The sequence below is a fragment of the Pseudooctadecabacter sp. genome, from assembly GCF_020627745.1.
Classification (GTDB): domain Bacteria; phylum Pseudomonadota; class Alphaproteobacteria; order Rhodobacterales; family Rhodobacteraceae; genus Octadecabacter.
The window spans coordinates 1-23,055 of sequence record NZ_JAHDGE010000037.1; the positions used below are offsets into that span (position 1 = coordinate 1).

The 23,055-nt window shown below is 59.5% G+C and carries 16 protein-coding genes; 11 read left to right on the top strand and 5 right to left on the bottom strand.

Features of this window, described 5'->3' with window-relative positions:
• Positions 1 to 210: 210 nt before the first annotated feature.
• The 4 genes from QZ653_RS12545 (at position 211) to QZ653_RS12560 (ending at position 10,077) form a co-directional block, all read left to right on the top strand.
• On the top strand, positions 211 to 546 hold the full coding sequence (locus QZ653_RS12545; protein WP_296420444.1) for a DUF6916 family protein: 336 nt from the start codon (positions 211 to 213) through the stop codon (positions 544 to 546).
• 167 nt (positions 547 to 713) lie between these two features.
• On the top strand, positions 714 to 1,259 hold the full coding sequence (locus QZ653_RS12550) for a phage tail protein (protein ID WP_296420445.1): 546 nt from the start codon (positions 714 to 716) through the stop codon (positions 1,257 to 1,259).
• 8 nt (positions 1,260 to 1,267) lie between these two features.
• A complete protein-coding gene (locus QZ653_RS12555) occupies positions 1,268 to 1,849 on the top strand; it encodes a GNAT family N-acetyltransferase (protein WP_296420447.1) in 582 nt (193 codons plus the stop codon).
• Between the two features lie 134 nt (positions 1,850 to 1,983).
• Complete coding sequence (locus tag QZ653_RS12560) at positions 1,984 to 10,077, top strand: choice-of-anchor D domain-containing protein (protein ID WP_296420448.1); 8,094 nt, start codon at positions 1,984 to 1,986, stop codon at positions 10,075 to 10,077.
• Positions 10,078 to 10,157: 80 nt separating this feature from the next.
• Here QZ653_RS12560 and QZ653_RS12565 read toward each other — a convergent pair whose 3' ends face one another.
• From QZ653_RS12565 to QZ653_RS12585, 5 genes are all read right to left on the bottom strand, one after another.
• Positions 10,158 to 11,558 (bottom strand): TRAP transporter large permease, encoded by a 1,401-nt coding sequence (locus QZ653_RS12565; protein WP_296420449.1) that lies wholly within the window; start codon positions 11,556 to 11,558, stop codon positions 10,158 to 10,160.
• Positions 11,558 to 12,178, bottom strand: a complete 621-nt coding sequence (locus tag QZ653_RS12570) for a TRAP transporter small permease subunit (RefSeq protein WP_296420450.1) — start codon at positions 12,176 to 12,178, stop codon at positions 11,558 to 11,560. The genes QZ653_RS12565 and QZ653_RS12570 overlap by 1 nt, the downstream gene beginning before the upstream one ends.
• 62 nt (positions 12,179 to 12,240) lie before the next feature.
• On the bottom strand, positions 12,241 to 13,248 hold the full coding sequence (dctP, locus tag QZ653_RS12575) for a TRAP transporter substrate-binding protein DctP (protein WP_296420451.1): 1,008 nt from the start codon (positions 13,246 to 13,248) through the stop codon (positions 12,241 to 12,243).
• A 132-nt stretch (positions 13,249 to 13,380) separates the two neighbouring features.
• Positions 13,381 to 14,673 (bottom strand): sigma-54-dependent transcriptional regulator, encoded by a 1,293-nt coding sequence (locus QZ653_RS12580; protein WP_296420452.1) that lies wholly within the window; start codon positions 14,671 to 14,673, stop codon positions 13,381 to 13,383.
• Positions 14,670 to 16,391, bottom strand: coding sequence for a sensor histidine kinase (locus tag QZ653_RS12585; RefSeq protein WP_296420453.1), 1,722 nt, complete (start codon positions 16,389 to 16,391; stop codon positions 14,670 to 14,672). Before QZ653_RS12585 ends, QZ653_RS12580 begins: the two co-directional genes overlap by 4 nt.
• A 159-nt stretch (positions 16,392 to 16,550) precedes the next feature.
• On the opposite strand from QZ653_RS12585, the gene QZ653_RS12590 reads away from it, so the two are divergent.
• From QZ653_RS12590 to QZ653_RS12620, 7 genes are all read left to right on the top strand, one after another.
• Positions 16,551 to 16,940, top strand: a complete 390-nt coding sequence (locus QZ653_RS12590; RefSeq protein ID WP_296420455.1) for a methylglyoxal synthase — start codon at positions 16,551 to 16,553, stop codon at positions 16,938 to 16,940.
• Positions 16,930 to 17,691, top strand: coding sequence for a LamB/YcsF family protein (locus QZ653_RS12595; RefSeq protein WP_296420457.1), 762 nt, complete (start codon positions 16,930 to 16,932; stop codon positions 17,689 to 17,691). The genes QZ653_RS12590 and QZ653_RS12595 overlap by 11 nt, the downstream gene beginning before the upstream one ends.
• Positions 17,692 to 17,694: 3 nt before the next feature.
• Positions 17,695 to 18,369, top strand: coding sequence for a 5-oxoprolinase subunit B family protein (locus QZ653_RS12600; RefSeq protein WP_296420458.1), 675 nt, complete (start codon positions 17,695 to 17,697; stop codon positions 18,367 to 18,369).
• The gene (locus QZ653_RS12605) at positions 18,362 to 19,381 is read left to right on the top strand and encodes a biotin-dependent carboxyltransferase family protein (RefSeq protein WP_296420459.1); all 1,020 of its coding nucleotides are present in this window, start codon (positions 18,362 to 18,364) and stop codon (positions 19,379 to 19,381) included. The genes QZ653_RS12600 and QZ653_RS12605 overlap by 8 nt, the downstream gene beginning before the upstream one ends.
• Before the next feature lie 269 nt (positions 19,382 to 19,650).
• Complete coding sequence (locus QZ653_RS12610) at positions 19,651 to 20,652, top strand: ABC transporter substrate-binding protein (protein WP_296420460.1); 1,002 nt, start codon at positions 19,651 to 19,653, stop codon at positions 20,650 to 20,652.
• Between the two features lie 89 nt (positions 20,653 to 20,741).
• A complete protein-coding gene (locus QZ653_RS12615; RefSeq protein ID WP_296420461.1) occupies positions 20,742 to 21,548 on the top strand; it encodes an ABC transporter ATP-binding protein in 807 nt (268 codons plus the stop codon).
• A gap of 272 nt (positions 21,549 to 21,820) precedes the next feature.
• Positions 21,821 to 23,055 (top strand): ABC transporter permease subunit (locus tag QZ653_RS12620; protein WP_296420462.1); only part of this gene is annotated, 1,235 nt, incomplete at its 3' end.

A 23,055-nucleotide genomic window follows, 5' to 3' on the forward strand; every position in this document is an offset into this window, starting at 1 on the left:
CAGCTGGATAGAGTACTTGACTACGAATCAAGGGGTCGGGGGTTCGAATCCTCCTCGGTCCGCCACTTCTCCCCTTGCGCCGCCAGCAGATAGAATACGCCGGGCCAATGCTGTCCGGCGGACGGTGATTGAGAGATTCCATCTTTGACGACGGGTCGTTTTCGGTCATGATCAACTGATGTTTGACCCTTTGATTTTGAAAGCCCGATCATGTCCGTCGATCTTGCCAAACTGACAGCTCATGCCTGCAAACCGCTGGTCGGGACCGCGTTCACGGTTCGGTATGGCGATGCGGACCTGCGATTGGTCGTGGACAATATCAAGGTCTTCGAAGGGTCCGATATCCGTGACCGGCACGTGGTCATCGACGGCGTGGACGCCCCTGCGCGTCAGGCCTTTGCCCTTACATTGATCGGGCCGCAAAGCCCTGAATTGCCGCAAGGAATGTATGACCTGAGCCATCCGACCCTCGGAACGAACGGCCTGTTTCTGGGCTGTTTCGGCAAGGACGCCGACGGCATGTTGTACGAGATCGTCTTCAACTGATCACAGCCCGCGCGCAGGGGCTAAAATCTGGCGCATCTCAAAAATAAGTTGACGTAGCGTGACTTTGCTTGCGACGTTGGACGCACTTTTGCGCAGGTCAATTTTTCTGACCAGCTTTGCGCAGTCTTTTTGAACGATGACTTTTTTGTAAAACCAAAGGAATTTTTATGTCTGATCCATTTCTTGGCCAAATCACTATGTTCGGTTTTAATTGGGCGGTCCGCGGCTGGGCCAACTGCGACGGCCAGTTGATGCCGATTGCCCAGAATACGGCGTTGTTTTCACTGTTGGGGACGACCTATGGCGGGGACGGGCGCACCACCTACGGCCTGCCCGACCTTCGGGGCCGCGTGCCGATGCACCCGGGCCACGGGCCGGGCCTGACCCCCCGGTCTATCGGGCAACATGGTGGTGAGGAAACCCACACGCTGGCTGTCAGCGAAATTCCAAGCCACAACCACGACGTCACCGTAAGCACCAAGGTTATCGGCGGTGTCGGGACTGTCGACAGTCCGAATGGCGCCTATCCTGCGGGCGTTACGACCGGCTATGGAACCTCGCCGGGGCTGGGTGCCTTCGGGTCGTTTGCGGCAGACCAGACTGCGGTCTCGCAAGCCTCCGTTGGCGGGGGGCAGTCGCATAACAATATTCAGCCCTTTCTGACGATCGGTTTCCAGATCTCGCTCTCCGGCGTGTTCCCGTCCCGATCATAGACCTCCAGATGACCACGACGGGCGGTGCCGGTGGCCTGCCCGTCCACAATTCCGAGACGTCAATGCTGTCACACATTCCCAAAGGTCAGGTCACGTTCCGCCTTATCGACAATGCGGACGAACCATTCCTTCTTGATCTCTACAAATCGACCCGCGCGGAGGAAATGTCCTACGCCGTCATGTCCGACGGCGATAAGGCGCATTTTCTTGAAGGGCAGTTCAAAATGCAGTCCGAAGGGTACGCAACGGCCTTTCTGGGCGCGTCCCACCGTATCATTCAGCTGGATGGCATGGATGTCGGGCGGCTGATCGTTCTGCGCGCGGATGATGTGCTGCGCATTATTGATCTGTCCTTGATCCCGTCTGTTCGCAGACGCGGTCTTGGGGGCGATATTCTGCGATCCCTGATGAACGAAGCGCATGGCGGCAAAGTGCCCGTGCGGCTGGCGGTTGAGGTCCACAATCCTGCGATCCGTCTTTACCTGCGGCACGGTTTTACCGCGATCGAAACCCGGGGCAACCACTACGAAATGGAATGGTCGCCCGCGCATTCGCGCGGTTCAGGCACTGAAAAGTTTCAGATGGCGTGACCTAATTGCCCCAAAAGCAGAGAAATTCCGGGTCAGATCGCAAAAACTGTGTCCAAACGCACAGACTGAAAATTAACTTTTTCCCAATTTCTACAAAAGTCCTTTCGGAGATTTCCATGTCATTGCGCCCCTCCATGCCCGTATCCAAGGTGGATACACCCAAGCCATTTGATGCCTTCGCCACAATTCTGAAGACAGCAGCGGCGTCGTTTCTGGTGGCGGGATCCATAATCACGTCATGGACATCCCCGGCAGAGGCGCTTGAACCCTTTGGCTCGTCTGACTTTGTTCAACAGGTCGAATTCCTTGGCGTGGATTGCGGATCAGCGGGCACCACAGGTTTCGGTGTCAACTTCACCTCGGATGCGTCCAACATCAGTATCTTGGATGAAACCGGTGGTGCAGGCGCGACGGCCTTTATTGCGGCTGTGCCCTTTAACAACCCGGGTTTGGGGGCGGGTGCCGACGAAAGTGACCTGCCGCCCGGGGTGGATGTTCTGGATGCTGCCACACTTGCCAGTTATTGTTCGGGCCCGCAGGGGCTGGAAAACATTACATCATTCACGTCCAGTGGTCTGGACGGGGGAACCGGTACAGCACTGGCGGAAGATACCTTTTACGGCTTTTCGTTTGAGGCAACGGCCAAATCGGACAACCAGCGGTATACCTTTACCATGGGTTTCAGCGACCCCAACGGGTCAGCCGGATCGACGACTTTCGTAAACACCCGGACTGCGGCCACGACGTTTATCCCCGAAATTGACCTTAGTTCGTCAGAGGGCGGCGCTCTCGCAGATGCTGGAACTGACAACCACGGAGTAGAGGCGCAGGCCGCGACAAAAACCGTAACCTATACGGTCAGCAATACCGGAACGGCAAGTTTGACCCTGACCGCGCCGCCGTCCTTCAGCAATTTCATCAACGTGAACACTGCGCCTATGGTGTCGGGCTTTACTCCGAATACCGTCATCGGGCCATCTTCCCAGACAAGTTTCACCATATCTTATGTACCCCAGACGGGCGGTTTCTATTCGTTTGACGTTTCTTTTGGAAACGACGATGTCGACGAGAATCCGTACAACTGGACCATTCAGGGCAGCGCGCAGCCCCAACCTGAAATTTCGGTGTCATCGGACAACAGCGCTGGTGAAATTGCGATCAGCGATACGGATGATCGTGGACTTTCGCCTGTGGGTGTCGCGCAAACGGCGACCTATACGATTACCAACAATGGCTTGACGGATTTGACCCTTTCGGGATCGGCCACAACATCAAACACCCAGAACCTTACATCGGCACCCGTTGTCGGTGCCTACAGCACGTCAACGGTTGCCCCGTTTGGCGGCACATCAACCTTTACGGTGACAACGACAAGCGCGGCTGTCGGTGCTTTCGGGTATGATCTGCGCATCCTGAACAGTGATACCGATGAGGGCGATTACTCCTTCCGAACCATAGGAGAGGCCGCACAGCCACAGGAAATTGATGTTTCAAGTTCATCTGCTGTTGGAAGTATCGCCAGTGGTGGATCGGAGACGCTGCCAACGACAGTTGCCCAGACGACCTTGTTGACCACCTATACGATCACCAATTCAGGCGGCACACCGCTGACCCTTTCTGGTGCGCCGAGTGTCACAAGTCCGGTCAATCTGGCCGAGGCGGCCAACGTGTCGGGCTATAGCGCGACCACTGTGGCCCCGAACGGCGGAACCGCCACCTTTACGGTTCAGGTAAAGCCTGCGGTCGCGGGAACTTTCTCCTACAACGTCGCCATTCTGAACGACGATTCAAACGAAAACCCCTATTCGATCTCTGCCTCCGGCACCGCGACCGGTACACCTGAAATCCAGCTGCGTGACGGGTCAGGTGTTGCGATCAACACCGGCGGCATGATTGCCGAAGGCAGTAAAGCCGCAGGGGTTGAGCAAACGATCAGCCTTCAGATCGAGAACCAGGGCACCGCAGTCCTGACGCTGTCCCCGCTGAACATGACGCAGGGGGCAACCCTTGCAAACCGCGTCAATCTGGAGGCCAGTTCCGCATCCTCACTTTTTGCGAACAACTCGGTTGCCCCGTCAGCCACGACAACGTTTGATGTCAAATACACACCACAGGTGGCAGGCCCGTTCGGCTTTGACATTTCCGTGGCCAGCGATGATGCGGATGAAAGCCCTTACACGATTTCCGTATCCGGAACCGCCACAGGCGCACCTGAAATCTCGATATCCTCCAGCAATTCCGGTGGCGCGGAAATCGCCGATGGCGGGTCCGACACGATCTCTGTTGGTATTCCGGCGCAGGCCCAGTTGGGGATCACCTATACGATTACCAATTCAGGGCGCGCGCCTCTCACCTTAAGTGGGACAGCGGCCGTCTCGAATACGGTCAATCTGGATGCCTCCCCTATCGTCGGCAACTTTGGCACAACGACCGTTGCTCCGCTGGGTGGAACGACGACGTTCCTGGTCCGGTCCACCCCGACGATAGCGGGCGCGTTTTCCTATGACCTGTCGGTATCGTCCGACGATCTGGATGAAGGCACCTACAATATCTCGACCTCAGGCACGGCAACCGGTGCCCCCGAAATCGCGGTCACTGCGACGGGAATCGGGGCGCTGACCAGTGGGTCCGGCACGGCGGACCTTGGCCTGACCACTGCCGGGGCAGCCCGCAATCAGAGCTTTGTCATCTCGAACAGTGGCACGGCCCCTTTGTCGATCACGGATGTCACATTCTCAAACCAAACAAATGTCACGGCGTCCCTGATTACAAGCCCGCCCGCCACAATCGCGCCGGGTGGAAATGAGACGATCGTCGTGTCAGCCCAAGCCCCCATCGGCGGCGCGTTTTCCTTTGATTTAAAGATCGCGAATAACGACAGCGATGAGGCGCCATTTGAAGTGACGGTCGAGGGCTTCGCCCGAGGCGAGCCCGAAATCGAGGTCGTTTCAAGCACAAATATGGCGACTGTGTTTGACGGTGGCACCGTTACGGCCGTCGCCCCTGCTGCAGGTGTTCAGCAGACCATCACCTTTACCGTCAAGAACACCGGCACCGACACATTGACCCTTCTGAGCCCTCCAGCGGCCACAAACCTTACGAACCTGACAGGCAATGTGACGTTCGGCGCTTATGGGCAATCAACGGTCGCGCCAGCGGGTTCGACCACATTCACCGCAATGTTCACGCCGACGATCGAAGGCAGTTTCGGGTTCGACTTTGATATCGAAAACGATGACAGCAATGAAAACATATACGACATCATCGTTGACGGGACCGCGACAGGTGAGCCTGAAATTCAGTTGAGTTCCAGTCGAAGCGGGGCTTTTGCCAATGGTGTCGATGACCCCGTCGGAACCGTTGATGTAGGGTCGTCTGTTCGCACCACCTACACGATTTCGAATACAGGTCTGGGGGCATTGACCCTGACCAGCCCGCCTGACCTTCGGATCGCAACAAACGTCATTGCGCGCGGCATTACGAGCATCACGCAAACGTCTGTCGATCCGGTGACCGGTTCGGTGACATTCGAAGTCCGCGTGACGCCTGCGGCGCCGGGACCGTTCTCTACCCAAGTTCGCGTGCGCAGCGATGATGCCGATGAATCAACCTACCTGTGGAACATCACCGGCACAGCCGTGGGTGAACCTGAAATTGAAATCATCACATCAGAAACCGGGCCCGTTGCCAGTGGTGGCACCGATACGCAGCCCACGATTGGGGCCGGCAACAACAAGACCGCGCTTTACACAATCGTCAACTCGGGGAACCTGCCGCTGATCCTGTCAGGGACGAAACCAGTCTTGTCCAATCTGAACAATATCACCGGAACGCCCACCGTCAGCGCCTATTCCACCACAAATGTGGAAGCCAGAGGTGGGACCGCGACGTTTACCGTGATGTATCAACCGTCGGCTGCAGGGGCCTTCGGGTTTGATCTGGCTGTCGCCAGCAACGATGCAGATGAATCCCCCTATCTGATCTCCGCCTCCGGTACGGCAACGGGAGAACCGGAAATTTCCGTTTCGTCCTCTGTCGCAGGGGATGTGACATCGGGGGACACTGCTGATCTGGGCAGCGTCGCGGCGTTGTCTTCCCAAACGGTGACCTACACCGTCACCAACGACGGACGTGATACACTGACCTTGGTAGGGGATCCCGTCCTTTCCGGTCTCACAAACATCAGCGGACTTGCTGCCGTGTCGGGCTACAGCGCAACCAGCCTTGCCCCCAATGGCGGTTTTGCGACCTTCACCGTGACGGCTGCGCCAGCCCTGGCAGGGGCATTCGGCTATACCGCGACCGTCACAAATGACGACAGCGACGAAAGCCCGTTCATCATCACTGCCAGCGGCACTGCCACCGGCACCCCGACGGTCGAGGTGTCCTCAACAGCAGGGATCATTGCCGAGGGTGGAACAACCGATCTGGGAACATCAGTGGCAGGCACACAGAGTTCTGTGACCTACACCATTACGAATACCGGCACGGACGCCTTGGTGCTCAGCGGGTCTCGACCCACAATCAGCACGGTGACCAATGTCGCAATCGGTCCGTCCGTGGGTGCCTATTCCAGTACAACACTGGCCCCGTCCGGTGGCACCGCCACGTTCACCGTGACATACACGCCAAGGATTGCAGGGCCTGTCGAATTCGGGATCAAGATTGACGACAACGTGTCCGGCGCCGACGGTTTTGCCTTCAGAGCGACAGGCACGGTCACAGGGGAGCCCGAGATTGAGGTGACGTCCTTGTCGTCCGGCTCATTGACCGATAACGGCAGTCCAGACGACCACGGCCCGCGTCTCGCAGACAGCACAAGGATCGCGACGTATATCATTCGCAACACCGGAACTGCGGACCTCAACATTCAGGCGATCAACATTTCATCGCCCGTCAACCTGAGGGAGGCGCCGATCGCATCCGACCCCGTCAGCAGCTCCGTGCCGCCGTTTGGTCAGACCACGTTTACCGTAACCTACACTCCGCAGTTTGCAGGGCCATTCGGCTACGCTTTGGACATTATTTCCACGGATATGGACGAAGGTAACTTTGATATCCTCACCACCGGAACCGCGACAGGTGAACCGAGGATCATTGTCACGTCCGATGCGAACGGTCAGATTGGCAACTTCGGTCGTGACGATGTTGGCACCGTCCCAGCAGGCGAAACCATCGTGCGCGGGTATACCATTTCAAACACGGGCCTTGCTGATCTGAACCTGACAGGTCTTCCGACAATCACCGACGTGGTCAACATCGACGGCACACCTGTCATCGAAATTGATCCCTTCATCGGCGGGCCAATTCCCGTCTTCGCCGACCAGCCCAACAGCATTGATTTCCCCATTATCGGGGTCGCGCCAATGTTGCCGACGCTTCCCCCCGGCGGCACCGAGGTCAGCGGTGATCTGACATTCAGACCGGCAAATGGTGGGCCATTCAGCTTCAAGGTGCAGATCCCTACGAATGATCCACTTGCAGCGCCGTTCACATTTACTGTGTCTGGAACGGCCACGGGTGAGCCTGGCATCTCGATCTCGAATGCCGATGGCGTTATCGCGGCAGGCGGGTCGGATGATTTCGGCACCGTACCTGCCGGTGATCCTCAGGCGCTGACCTACACCATCACCAATACCGGCAATGACATCCTGTTCGTGGTCGGCACCCAGCTGATCGACATCGTCAATGCGGAAAGCTTTGATGTGGTGGCCCCGGCAATGCCCTTCGGCATCCAGCCGGGTGAAACCGAAAACCTGACTGTCAATTTCACCCCCCTTGCAAACGGACCTTTCGGGGCAGTCTTGCGGGTGAACTCCGACGCCGAAGATCCCGGCCTTTACGACATCAGCCTGTCGGGGACTGCAACGGGTGTTCCGGACATCGCTGTCACAACATCGGCCAATGTACCGGTGAATGACAACGATACCCTCAATCTCGCACCGGTTGCCGCCGGAGTGCAGGAAACCATTGTCTTCACTGTCGCCAACGAAGGTCGTGATGTCCTTAATCTGGACGGGTCCGCCGAAGCCTCGGGCGAGACGTCTTCCATCACCGGTTTGTCGGTCAGTGCCTATGGGACGCAGACACTTGATCCGCTGTCCCGCAGCACGACCTTTTCCGTCACCTACACACCGGACCGTGCCGGCGCCTATGGTTTTGATCTGGAAATCGTCAGCAACGACCCTGATGAAGACACGATAGAATTCTCGGTCCGGGGCGTTGCCACGGGCGAGGCGGATATTGCAGTCTCGTCTTCCACCAGCGGCGCTTTGTCCGACGGAGGCACCGACGCGCAAGGCATCGTGCCGTCAAACATTGCCCAGACGATCACCTATACAATCGAAAACGCAGGGTTCGACACGCTTGATCTGTCCTCCGGTTTCACCGTCAGCAATCCCGTGAATGTCGAAGGCGTGCCCAGCAGCGGCGGGTTTGTGGTATCGTCGCTGGATGTTGGGGAAGCCTTGTCGTTCGGTCTCGATTACACCGCGTCAGCGGTGGGTCCGTTCAGCTTTGATCTGACAATCCCGTCCAATGATGCCGATGAAGGTACATTCACGGTGACCGTGTCCGGTTCCGCTGAAATTGCCCCCGAAATCGGCGTGACCTCAAGCGAAACCGGCAATGTTGAGAATTTTGGTGTCGACACTGTGCAATCTTCGCCGCCCCCCGGCGCGCCACAGACGGTCAGCTATACCATTACCAACTTTGGCAATGCGCCCTTGGTGCTGAGCGTCCCGACGGTGACCGCGAACCTGAACGATATCTTCAACGTCAACGTGACAGATATCCAGATCGGCACCACTGTGGTGCAACCGGGACAGTCCACCACCGTAACGGTGACCTATGTGCCCATCGCCTTGGGGGCCTTCGGGTTCGACCTGAGGCTTCTGTCCGATGATCGCGATGAGGGTGATTTCAATATTCAGGTGCGCGGCGTTGCCGTAGACGAGGACGCGCCGGTCCTGACCATTTCAGGCCCAACCGATCCACAGCTTGAAGAGTTCACAATTACGATCGCCGCCTCCGAAACTATTCTGGATCTGTCCCTCGCAGACTTTACGGTTGAGGGCGGAAGCCTCGGTAATCTGACAGGGACCGGCGCGTCCTACACGGCGACCGTGACCCCGATACTGGGGGAAACAGTGTCCATCAGCATCCCCGCAGGTGGCGTCACGGATGTTGCAGGAAACCCGAACCCCGCATCGAATGTCTATTCGGTGGCCTCCGGGTCCCCCGCGATTGAATTTGCCGACAACCTTGAAGATATCCAACGGATTGTCGAACAGGAGGCCCGTCGGAATATTCGCAACGAAATCAGCGCAAACACTGCGATGATGGATCGCCTTCTGGATGGTTTCATCGACAGGTCCCAAGGCGGGCAAACGCAGTCGGTTCCCTTGGATGTCGATGGCAACATCACGATCAGTGGCCGCAACATGACGACCCGTGGCACCTTCTTTGGCCTGAACGCCGAAGGCGATGCACGGCGCTATACGCTGGGTCAGTTCGACATTGCCCGCGACGAAGACGGGTCTGTCACCGGTCAGGTGTCCGGTCGCTATGCCGTCGAATACGACATGGATGAAACGCTCAGCATGGGCTATTTCATTGGCATCGGCTTTGGCAGTTCGGAATTGAACGGAACGTTCACAGGCGACGTGTCTTCGGTCAACGGCACGGTGGGTGGTTTCGGCCTCAAGCAGCTGAACGAAAACCTGTTCATGAGCGGCTATGCCGCGCTGGGCTACACCCGGTCCGACATTTCGATGACCGATGGAACACTGGCACTGGATGGCACCTATGATTCCACCAACATCTACGCCGGTGTAAAGCTGGCCGGGACGGTGGAAATGGACGGGTTCGAACTGCGCCCCACTGTGGCCATTGACTACGGTGCGTCCGACATCGGCGTGGCCGCATTCGATGCCACAGCCTTTGGTCTGACATCGCTGGAAAGTGCGGATTTCGGGCGGGTCTCGGTCGCGGATTTGACGATAGCGCCGGAAATCCACATCTCGATGGCCGAAGGGGATGCCGTCATAGCGCCCAGCCTTATCTGCCGGCGGGAGACAGGGTCCTTGGGTTCGGATGAGGCTTGCGGTTACGGGCTTGGCATCAACTACACCTCAGAGGATGACAGGTTCTCGGTCGGATTTGACTACAAGAACGTCGAAGGGGACGAGGATATTTCCCTTAACGCTCTTTATGAGTTGAAGTTCTGAACCCGCCGTCTTGAGATTTGAAAAGGGCCGCCGCAGGAAACTGCGGCGGCCCTTCGGTTTGTCACCATCCGGATGGCTGTTCAGGCCAGACTGGGCAGCCACAACACAATGGCGGGAAAGGCCACCAGCAGGGCAATGGTGATCCCGTCCGCAATGAAGAACGGTGTCACACCTTTGAACACGTCCTGTACGGACAGGTCATCGCGCACACCTGCCACCACAAAACAGTTCAATCCGATGGGCGGCGTGATCAGACAGAACTCCGCCATTTTGACCACCAGAATACCGAACCAGATCGCACACATGGGCCCCGACATCCCGAAGGTGCTGTCGGCTGCCGCCACATCCGCCCCACCATTCAGCGCCATGACAGCCGGATAGACCACAGGCAGGGTCAGCAGAAGCATCCCGATGGCGTCCATGAACATCCCCAGGACCGCATAGGCCAGCAGGATGCAGATCAGGATCAACATCGGCTCCATCGTCAGCGATGTGATCCAGTCCGAGAACGCAGAGGGCAGATCGGCAAAGCCAAGGAACCGCACATAAATCAGCACGCCCCAGATGATCGTGAAGATCATCACGCTCAACTTCGCGGTCTCAATCAACGCGTCTTTCAGCTGCGTCCAGCGCATTCCTTGGTAAAGCGCCATCAGAAACACCACGAACGCCCCAATCGCCCCGCCTTCGGTCGGCGTGCCCCAGGCGTCGCCACCGAATGGGTTGTAGACGAAGCAGATGATCGTCAGGACAACGAAGACAATCGGCAAGGCAGGCGGCAAGGACACCAACCGTTCTTTCCACGTGAAGCCGCGCACCGGCGGGCCGATGTTCTTGAACACCACCGCCATGCCGATGATCAGACCGGCGTAGATGATCGCTGAAAACGCGCCGGGGATGAACCCGGCCAGCAGCAGTTTGCCCACGTCCTGTTCCACGATGATCGCATAGATCACCAAGATCGCAGAGGGCGGGATCAACGACGCCAAGGTGCCGCCTGCGGCCACAACGCCTGCCGCAAATTGCTTGTTATATCCAATCGCCAGCATTTCGGGGATGGCAATGCGTGCAAAGACGGCAGACGTGGCCACCGATGCGCCTGATACCGCCGCAAAGCCCGCTGTTGCAAAGACGGTGGACACTGCCAAGCCGCCCGGCACCCAAGCGATCCAACGTTTGGCCGCCTCGAACAGGGCCTTTGTCAGGCCCGCGTAATAGGCCAGATAGCCGATCAGAATGAAGGTCGGGATCAGAGACAGCGCCTGTGACGACACTTTCGAATGGGGCACTTGCCCCGCTGTCTTTGCCGCCACGCCAATGGCCCAGCCCAGATCATCAAAGCCGTAATCCTTCTTGGCCCAGAATATCCAGACCAACCCGATGAGGCCCGCCAAACCGGCGGCGAAAGCCACGCGCATGCCCAGCACCACAAGCACCAACATGCCGCCCGTGACCCACAGTCCAATATCAATCGGTTCCATCAGTTATCATCCAGTTGTTCGGCTTCCATGCGCGCCTGTGTGGCGGCATCGGCAATCAAGGGCACGGCAATGGCGTGGCCTGTGACAATCGCGCGTCCGTAGGCCCAGACCTGCAGCAAAAGGCGCAGGACCAAGACGCTGAACGCCAAGGGCGCCATCAGTTTGGCTGGCCAGATCGGCAAGGCGATATCCATGGAACTGTCGCGGCTCCATAGGGGGGCAGCCCAGTCAAACGACCGCTGGAAATGCGCCCATGTCCCCCAGACCAACATCACCATCAGCAGCAACACAGCCAAGGTTGTGATCAGTTCCACGATATAAAGTGTCCGCCCCCGCAGCTTGCCCACGACAATATCCATGCGGATATGGCCGCCTTCGCGCATGACATAGGAAATGCCCATGAACGCAATAAGCGGCATGGCCTGTTCGATCCAGTCGACATAGCCGGGCAAGGGCTGGTTAAAGGCATTGCGCCCCGTCACGGACACGACGGCCAGCAACATCAACGAAAAAACGGCCAGCCCGCTGATCAGCGCGAACCCCCGTTCAAGTCGTAACAATGTGCGGTCTAATTTACTGAGTGTGCTGTCATCCGTCAGCACCAACGATGCAGTCGCCATAGTGCGGTCCCCCCTGCATATGAAATGCCCCGCGCCGGTCGTCCGGCGCGGGGCGGGTCGTCTTAGGAGCCGTCGGCAATCATGCCGGTGACCATGTCGTAAAGTTCTTGGGCAGGCAGCTGGCCGCTGTTCTGCTCAATCCACGCCTGTGCGGCAGGGGCGGCGGCGGCCTCCTCAAAGGCTGCCAGTTCATCATCGGAGAAGCTGATGCGTTCGATGCCGCGCTCTTCCAAGGCAGGGCCCCAAGCGTCCATTGTCGCACCATTGTAGTTGGCGATGTAATGGTCGAGGGCTTCGTCCACGGACCCCAACAGCGCCTCACGGTGCGCGTCAGACAACCCGTCCAGCGCATCGGTGTTCACCACAACAGGGCAGTTCACGGTGCCTGGGTTCAGGTTCTCGGTCCACCATGTTGCGTTCTCGATCGTGCCGAAAGACATATGCGCGTGTGGGGCAAAGCTGACGGCCTGAACCACGCCGCTGTCCATGGCCTGACGGACTTCGGTGGCGGACATGGATGTGGGCACAGCGCCGACAGTTTCCATCGCAGCACCGATGCCACCTGTGGCACGGACACTCATGCCTTCGAAATCAGCCAAGGTCGATGGCGCATCGCCGGATCCTGCCAGATTGTACTGGGGCAGGGGCGATGGCATCAGCAAGGTGGCGTTCCAGCGGCCCAGATCGGCCACAGTTGCCGGATGCTGGTAGACCGCCATGGACAGTGCCACCTCTTGTTCCAACGATGTCACGCCGAGGAACGGCAGTTCCAGCACGGTGATCGACGGGTTCTTGTCGCGGTGATAGCCCGCACAGAACTGCGCCATTTCAAACGCACCAATGGAAATCCCGTCGAGGTTTTCACGGTTGTTGGACAGACCGCCGTAGCTGATGTTCAGCGTGAATTCGCCGTCCGTTTTTTCGCTGACGAGTTCTGCCAGCTTTTCCACGTGGGCTGTAAACGCACGTGGGGAACCCCAAAGCGAGACGTTCCATTCTTCCGCGACAGCTGTCGTGGCGCAGGCGGTTGCAAGGGCCGCAATGGCGGCACGGTTAAGATAGGTGTTCATAGTGAGTCCTCCCAGAATCTATGTGGGGGTACTGTAGCCGCAAACGGCTGCCTTTCCTCATGAAGAAAAGCGCGAGGCGTTTGGGGGTCTGCCCTGCGGATTTCCGCAGGGGGCGTCTTTGGGGCTGGGACCCTACAAAAGCGCGTCTTTATCGAGGCCCAGTTTGACGATCTTTTCGTTCAGCGTGCGCCGCCCGATCCCCAAAGCCTCTGCCGCGTCATCCATCCGGCCCGCATGGGCCTGAATGGCCTTCGCGATCATCTGACGTTCAAAGGCGGCGACGGCTTCGCGCAGGCCGGGGCGGATCGGGGCCTCCGTCGCGTCCCCGGTCAAGGCATCCTGCATCGTGCCGCCGCCCTGGCGGGCCATCAACACGCGCCGGTCCGCCACGTTGCGCAATTCGCGCACATTGCCAGGCCAGTCATGGGCCATCAGAACGGCCAGATCGGCCTCCGTCAGGTCGGGCACCGCCGTATCGTAACCCGCCGCACTGTCCTGCAAAAACCGCAACGCCAGAATGGGAACGTCATCAAGCCGCGCCCGCAGGGGCGGGACGTGCAGGGTGAAGCCGCTCAGCCGGTAAAGCAAATCCGCCCGCAGCCGTCCGTCGGACACAGCAGCACCGGTGTCTTCATTGGTGGCCGACAGGATGCGCAACGAGACAGTTTCTGGCGTGCCCTGGCCCGTGGTCATCACTTCGCCCGCATCAATCAGACGCAACAACACAGGCTGCAGATCGACGGGACAGGCGCAGATTTCATCGAGAAACAACGTGCCCCCATCCGCCGACCGCGCGATATGCGGCAACTGGTCGGCGCTGATTTGTGCGGCGTTCACGGCCACAAACGGCATGTCGCCGCGGGGCGACAGATCATGCAGCGCGCGCGCCGCCAGATCCTTGCCGACACCGGTTTCCCCGGTGATCAACACGGACGCATCCACATCGGCCATCAACACAATCGTATCGCGCAGCCGGTGCGCATCCGGTGTGTCGCCCAACACGCGGCTGTCCAGCCCCGACATCTGCCGCAACCGTCCCTTCAGCCGGTCATTGCTTTGCCGCATGCGGTGCTGGTCCGCCGCATGGGTCAGGATCAAAAGCAGGCGTTTGGGGTCAAAGGGCTTTTCAACGAAGCTATAGGCGCCGTTGTTCATCGCCTCGACCGCCGTGGGGATATCGCCATGGGCGGAGATCAAAACGACGGGTGGGGCGGCCTCAAGCGATTTCAAAAGCTCGATCCCCGACAGATCGGGCATCCGTACGTCGGACAGGATTACATCGGGCTGGAACTGCGTGATCCAACGGGCAGCTTCGGTGGCGCGGGCCAAGGGTTTCGCTGTCCAGCCTGCGGCCTCAATCAGATCGACCAGCGAATTTCGCATCATCCGGTCGTCATCAATGATCAAAACGCGAGGATGGGTCATAAGGGGTCCTTCATCTCTGTGCGGGGCAGAATGACGTGGAACACAGCCCCTCCGCTGGCGCGATCTTGCGCCGTGATCGTGCCGCCGTGATCGGTGACAATCCCTGCGGAAATCGTCAGGCCCAACCCCATGCCCTGACCGCTTTCGCGGGTGGTGGCAAATGGTTCGCGCAAATCATCAAGGGTCTGCCCGCGCAGCCCGTGGCCGGTGTCTGCAACCTCAAACCACACGGCATGCTCATCTCCACCCATGGTGATACTGACGTGCCGGTCGGCCGCGCCGTCCACAGCATCCAGCGCATTGCGGATGAGGTTGGTCATTACCTGTTCGATCCGCAGCTTGTTGGCGTAGACCATCACAGGGGCATCGGGGGGTGTATAGGCGACGGTGGCATCACGCGCGGTGATCGCGGTCTCCACCAAGTCCAGCGCGGCCTCCATGGCGGAGCGCAAATCGAAATCGTCAAAACTGTCGCGCCCCTTGCGCGAAAAGAACTTCAACTGCCGCGTGATGTTTTCCATCCGCGCCACAAGCCCCTGCATCTTGTCGTGCAAAGGCGTGGCGCCCACCGTCATCTCGGACGCGGCCAACTGGTTGCGCATGGCGGCTATGGGCTGGCCCAACTCGTGGGTCACGGATGACGCCAGTTGGCCCAAGGCTGCCAGACGGCCTGCGCGCTCCAATTCTTGCTGTGTCTTTTGCAGACTTGCTTCTGCCGTGCGGCGATCTTCGATTTCCACGGCCAACCGCGCATTGGCCTGCCGCAGGGCGCTTTCCTCCTGTTCCGATTTCTGCAAAGCCGTGCGAATGCGCCGCACACGGGCCACCTGAAACCCGCTGAACGAAATTAACAGCACCGTCAGAAACGCCCCCGTCGCGAGCCATGCCCGCGCCCGTGCCGCATCATCCGGCACAAAGAAATGCAGCGACCAGCCGTTGGGCAAATCGCCGGTCTGCAAATACAGCAACCGTTCGTCATCGATCATGGCGGTCTGTGCGGCCACATCCAACGTGCCACCCAATGGCGTCAGCGGTTCCGCCCCGAACTGGCGTTGCGCGTCGATGCGGGCGCGCTGGGCCTGCGTCAGCGCATCCAGCGTCCGGTAGCGCCACGCGGGATCCGACGCCAACAGGACAACCCCGTCGGAATTGGCGAGGATGATCCTCTCCCCCGAGGCTTGCCAGTTGTCCTGAACCTCGGACAAATCAATCTTGATCGCGATCACACCTTGGGTGTCCGTCCCCGCAGGCCGCACGGCCATCGCGTAGAAATATCCCGGAATGCCCGTCGTCGCACCGATTCCGTAAAACTCACCCAGAGCGCCGTCCAAAGCGGCCTGAAAATAGGGGCGGAACCCGTAGTTCTGACCTTTGAAACTGGTCTGCGTTGCGGCGTTTGATGCGGCAATCGTCTGGCCTGTGGCATCCATAAAATACATCGCATCAAGGCCCGCGCTTTGTGCAAACCGCGCCAACCTGCGATCCAATCGTTCCGTTGCCCCGCCTGCCAGCGTCTGCGCCACAACCGGATCAAGCGACAGCAGGAACGGCAGATGGGCAAAATGCCGAAGCTCCGATTCCAGCGTGCTGCGATAGAGGGTCAGACGTGCCGCCGCGCGGTCGATTTCCTGTCCTTTGAAATAGGAGAACGACACCCAATGCAGACCCGCTGCAAGGGCCAGAATAACTGCAACAAAGATCAACTGAACCGCACGCATAGCCCCGAAGTGACGCGCCAGCGCATGAATTGCAAGACCGTCCCGCCACAGCGCCCGCTGTGCAGAAGGCAGGATATACAGGTGAAACAGCCACGCTTCGCGCTTGTCCCCGCGCGTGAAAACTGGCCCAATAGGCCATATCAACCGGAGACCCGCCCAATGCCGAAACGCCTTGCCCTTGTGGCCCATGACGCCAAAAAGGACGCCCTAGTCACATGGGCGCGCGCCAAACGCCGCGACCTTCAGGGGTTTGATCTGTATGCGACGGGCACAACCGGCGGGCGGCTGATGGACGACACGGGTTTGCCCATCACCCGGCTTCTGAGCGGCCCTTTGGGTGGGGACGCGCAACTGGGCGCGATGATTGCCGAGGGCGCGTTGGACGGGCTGGTGTTCTTCATCGACCCCATGACCGCCGTGCCCCACGATGTGGATGTGAAATCCCTGCTGCGGCTTGCCATCCTCTACGACACACCACTGGCCGTCAATGAAACCTCGGCCAATGCTGTGCTGTTTGCGCTTTGTGCGGAGGGGGCCGATGCAGATTGATCTGAACGCCGATCTGGGGGAGGGGTTCGGCCCCTGGTCCATGGGCGATGATGCCGCCATGTTGGACATCGTGACCTCGGCCAATGTGGCCTGCGGCGGACACGCCAGCGACCCGGATACCATGTGGCGCACCTTGCAGGCGGCGCGCGATGCCGGTGTCACCGTCGGCGCGCATCCCGGTTTCGCAGATCGCGAGGGGTTCGGACGGCGGTTGATCCCCATGACGACCGCTGAAATCGCGGCCCTTGTCGCGGCCCAGATCGGCGCGCTTCAGGGGATTGCGGCGCAGGTCGGCGTATCGGTCGCCTATGTCAAACCACACGGCGCGCTGGGCAATCTGGCCGCGCGCGACCGCGCTGTGGCCGATGTGATCACACGGACGGTCAAGGCGATTGATCCTGACATGGCGATCCTTGCGATTTCCGGCACCCAGTCCGAACACGCAGCGCGCGACGCAGGACAGCCGGTGTATTCTGAGGTCTTCGCAGATCGCGGCTATTTGCAGTCGGGCCAACTTGTGCCGCGCGACCAGCCGGGCGCGATGATCCACGACGCATCCGAGGCCAGCGCGCGGCTGCTTTCGTTCCTCGATACGGGCCTGATGCCCACCACCGACGGGGACCCGATCCCCTTGGCGGCAGCGTCCATCTGTGTGCACGGGGATGGACCCACAGCAGTGACCATGGCCCGCGATATCCGCGCGCGTCTGACCGCCAATGGTGTCTCAATCCGCGCTTTTGCGGGGCGCTGATCCGTGCATCCGACCTTCAAACCGGTGGCGGATTTCGGCCTCCTTGTGATCTTTGGCGATGAATTTGACCAAGACACCCACGCCGTGATCCGTGGCCTTGATGCGGCTTTGAATGCGGACCTGCCGCAGGGCGTTCTTGAAACCGTGCCCGCGCTGGTCAACCTCATGGTGGTGTTCGATCCGCTGTTGACGGATCATTCTGCCGTGCAGCAGGCAGTTGAAAGATGCTTTCCAATCCCGCCTGCCACGTCCAGCGGGACAACCCGAACCATCGACGTCTGTTACGACGACCCCTTCGCCCCCGACTTGCCTGCTGTGGCCGCAGCCACCGGTCTGAGCGAAGAGGCGGTCATCTCCGCCCATCTGGCGGGTGATTATGATGTTTTGATGTTCGGCTTTGCGCCGGGGTACGGGTATCTGGGCGGCGTGGCCGAGGCCATTCAGGTGCCGCGCAAACCGCAGGCGGTGCCGGATGTGCCAGCGGGGGCGGTCATGATCGCAGGCCGTCAGTGCCTCGTGACGACCCTGACGATGCCCACAGGCTGGTCGGTGATCGGGCGGTCACCGACACCGGTCCTCACGGACAACCCCGACGCCCCGATCCTTTTCGATGTGGGCGATCGCGTGCGGTTCCGACGTATATCTGCCGACACCTTTCACGAAATCCGTCATGACTGATGCAACGCTTCAAATCGACCATGCGGGTCCGTTGGTCAGCCTGCAGGATGCGGGGCGCACCGGTGGTCTGCGGTTCGGCGTCTCTCCATCCGGCGCGATGGACCGCGCTGCGGCAGCCGCCGCCAACGCGGCCATCGGCAATCCCGCTGGCAGCACGGTGATTGAAGTTTCCCTTGGGGGGATTGCCCTGACGACGGACACGCCGCTGACGCTGGCCATGACGGGCGGGGCTTTTGGGGTCGATGTCAGCGGGACCAAATGGGCAATGCCCTGCGTTCTGACGCTGGAGCCGGGACAGTCGTTGACCCTTCGGGGCGGGGCTGAGGGCAGCTGGGCCTATCTAGCCATGGCGGGCACGATCGTCGCCCCGTCGTGGATGGGCAGCACGGCGCGACATTCCAAATCGGGGCTGGGCAGTCCCGCATTGACAACAGGCAGCACACTGCGGATCGAGGCCCCTGAGGTTCGGCCAACACGGCTGGGCAATCTGCCCCGTTCGCCAAATGACACCGGCCCCTTGCGGGTCGTGATGGGCCCGCAGGATCAATATTTCACACGCGACGCCGTGGAATCGTTCTTGACCAAACCGTTTCGCCTTAGCCCCGCAAGCGATCGGATGGGTCTGCGGCTTGAGGGGCCGCCACTGCCCCTGACGGGCGCGTTGTCGATCCCGTCCGAACCCATTTTGCGCGGATCGGTGCAGGTGTCTGGGGACGGTGTCCCGACGGTCCTTATGGCCGATCACCAATCCACGGGTGGCTATCCCAAAATTGCCACCGTGATTTCGGTTGATACGGACCGGCTGGCGCAAATGCGTGCCGGACAGACCATCGCCTTTGCTGCCGTTACCCCGCATGACGCCCTTTCAATCACGCGCCAGCGTGCAAATCAGATCGCGGCCTATTTGGCCGATCTGGAACAGCCGCGCGGCACACTTGCCGAACGTTTGATGCGTGAAAACCTTATCCATGCGGAACCCTTTGACACATTGACCAGTAACGCAGGTGACTAGGTCATAAGGCGGCCACCCATGATGGTTCATGCGTTTTCACTGTGCCTGTTTCATAACGCCCTTTGCCCACAACGGATGCAGAATCATCCGCAAAAAAAGGTATTTGGTCGATCCTTAAGGCCAATTTCGAGAACGCAATAAGTCCAGAAAAGATAAATGATTTGACGTCGCGACGTTTCCCTACCTAGGCTGGCAACGCGTAAAGCGGGACTGCGCTCAGCGGTCCATAAAAGTTGCCAAGCAACACGACACTTAACAGGGAAATACTCATGATTAAGAAAACAACTTCCGCCATTGTGCTGGGCGCTGTTGCCGCACTGAGCGGTACGACAGCGATGGCCGATGGCCACGCGATCACCGTCGGCTACTTCCTTGAGTGGCCAATGCCATTCCAGTTCGCGAAAGTGAACGGCACCTATGAAGAAGCCCTCGGTATGGAAATCAACTGGGTGTCCTTCGACACCGGTACGGCGATGTCCGCCGCCATGGCCTCTGGCGATGTTCAGCTGTCCGTCTCTCAGGGTGTGCCTCCGTTTGTGGTTGCGACCTCTGCCGGTCAGGACCTTCAGATGCTCGACGTTGCGGTGTCCTATGCGGACAACGACAACTGCGTTGTGCGCTCTGATCTGGAAATCGACGCGGACAGCGCTGCCGATCTGGCAGGCTCCAAGGTTGCTGTTCCACTGGGCACCGCCGCGCACTACGGCTTCCTGCGCCAGATGGACCACTTCGGTGTGGACCTCGCGTCGCTGGAAATCGTTGACATGGCCCCACCGGATTCCGCGGCTGCCATCGCACAGGGGTCCATCGACATGATGTGCGGCTGGGGCGGGTCCCTGCGTCGCGCGCTTGAGCACGGCAACACATTGCTGACCGGTCAGGAAAAGACCGACCTTGGCATCCTCGTGTTCGACGTGACCTCCGGCCCGACCGACTGGGTCGCCGAGAACGAAGAAACTGTCGCCAAGTTCTTGGCTGTCACGGCAGAAGCAAACGCCATGTGGAACGAAGGCTCCATGAAGGACGAAATGCTGCCCGTGATCGCACAGGACGCCGGCATGGACCTTGAAGCCACCGAAGCCACGCTTGCCACCTTTGTCTTCCCCTCCGTGGAAGAGCAGCTGGGCGATGCATGGCTGGGTGCTGCGGCCCCATCCTTCCTGTCCGGCGTGGCAGATGTATTCGTTGAATCCGGATCCATCGAAAGCGCACTGGACAGCTACGAAGGCAACATCAACACAGGTCCATTGGCTTCTGCCTCTGACATGTAAGTGACGACTGGAAAGAGGCCGCGCCTGCGGCCTCTTTCACCCCAAGCCACACCCTATCCACGAAATCACCAAACCTTAGCGGGGCCCCAATGTCCGGATTGGCCATCGACAATATTTCAATGCGTTTTGACCTGCCGGGCGGCGGGCATGTGCAAGCGCTTCAGGATGTCACCCTCGACATCAAGCCCGGCGAAATCATGAGCGTCCTTGGACCCTCGGGCTGTGGCAAAACCACGCTTTTGAACATCGTGGCAGGGTTTCTGGCACCGACCGAAGGCGAAACCCGCGTCAACGATCACGTGGTCGAAGGCCCCGACGCCGAACGCGGGATGGTGTTCCAGCAAGGCGCGCTGTTTGAATGGATGTCCGTACGCGACAATGTGAGTTTTGGCCCCCGCATGGCCGGCAAGAAAAAAGCCGATTATATGCCCAATGTGGACCGCCTGTTGGACATCGTAGGTCTGCAGGACTTCAAGGAAAAGATGGTGTACGAGCTGTCGGGCGGGATGCAGCAACGTGTGGCTTTGGCCCGTTGTCTGGCCAATGACCCCGACGTGATCTTGATGGACGAACCGCTGGGCGCGCTGGATGCGTTGACCCGCGAAAAGATGCAATCGCTTGTCCTCAAACTCTGGAAAGAGACGGGCAAGACGATTATTCTGATCACCCACTCGATTGACGAGGCGCTCTTGCTGGGCGAACGCGTGCTGGTCATGGCCCCGCGCCCCGGTCGCATCCACAAGGAATACCGCCTGCCGTTTGCGGAAATGGGCGTGAACGCCGACCTGCGTGAGGTCAAGGAACACCCCCAATACGCCCCCACCCGTGAAGAGATCCTGACGATGATCTGGGACATGGAAGAGGAAATCATGGGCCGAACCGAGGAAGGGGCATAATCATGGCTGATACCGTCAACCTTATGTGTACCTTCGAACGTCTGGGTGAAACCCGCACGGAATTGCGTGCCTCCCCCGTGGCCGAAGGCCAGACCGTCGGAGAAAACTTCACCCCGCCGGAGGGCTGCGAAGTCGCGACCGGATGGGAGGTCTTCTCTGGCCAGATGGGTGTCCTCGGGTCCGAACTTTGGACAGAGACCCAGAACGTCTTTATCGCCGCACTTGGCGCCATCCCGTCCATTGCACTTTATGTGGGGATTATCCTTGCGTTCATGTTTGCATGGCGCGCGCTGAAAACCTTTCTGACGCCGACGCGGGATTACACGTCGCTCAAAACAGTGACCTTCGGGGATGAAAGCGCCGTGCGGTCGATGTTGTCAGCCTCGATCATCTCGATTGTATTGATCTTCGTGATCTGGGGGTCCTTCACCGGATCGTCCCTGATCCCGCGTTTCTTGCACTTGCCTGGCCCCTTCACTGGCGAGGCGTCCTTTACCTATACCGTCGAAGATGCCGCCGGAAACCGCGATGACGCCGAAGTCTTCGTGCGGGTCCTGCCCGTGGGCGAAGACCCCGCCGAACAGCAGATTCCCGAGGGCGAGGGCACCGCCAAGAACGACGCGACTGATATTTCCGTCTACCGGTCCGGCATTGTGCGTTGGGACCGCAACGATGAGGTCGACCGCGATGCGGGGGCCCGTGTTGTGGCGATCAACGGTCAGGAATTCCAGTTCGACGCAGAAAACCGCGATGCGGACGGCAACCTGATCGACACCGCGCCGTCGTTTGATCTGGACTTTGGCCGTGTTGCGATCACCGACCGCGGCACGATCAATGTGGTGCCCGATCAGGGCTGGCAGATGCAGCCCCTTTACCTGCCTGCGCCAGAGGTTGTCTGGTCGTCCTTCATCGAGATCGCCAAATACGGCTACCAGAACGTCTATCTGACGGTTCATCTTGGCTTTTCGCTCTTCCGCGTTGTCGTGGGCTTCTTGCTGGGCGCTTTGGTGGGCATCCCGCTGGGCTATGCCATGGGACTGTCCAACTGGTTCCGTGGCTGGTTTGACCCAATCGTGGAATTCATGCGCCCTGTGCCGCCACTGGCCCTGATCCCGCTGGTCATCATCTGGTTCGGCATCGGGGAGGTGGGCAAAATCTTCCTGTTGTTCCTTGCTGCCCTTTGGATCATGGCCATCGCCGCACGGTCTGGGGTGTCCGGCGTGCGGATCACCAAGGTTCACGCCGCCTATTCACTGGGCGCGTCGAAATGGCAAATCCTGCGTCATGTGATTATCCCCAACTCCTTGCCGGAGATTTTCACCGGCGCGCGGGTCGCCATGGGTGTCTGCTGGGGCACGGTTGTGGCCGCTGAACTGGTCGCCGCCGAAGAAGGCATTGGCAAGATGATCACCACAGCGTCCAAATTCCAATCGACGGACATCATCCTGTTGGGCGTGATCATCATCGGCATCGTGGGCTTTGGCATCGACATGCTGATGCGCATGGC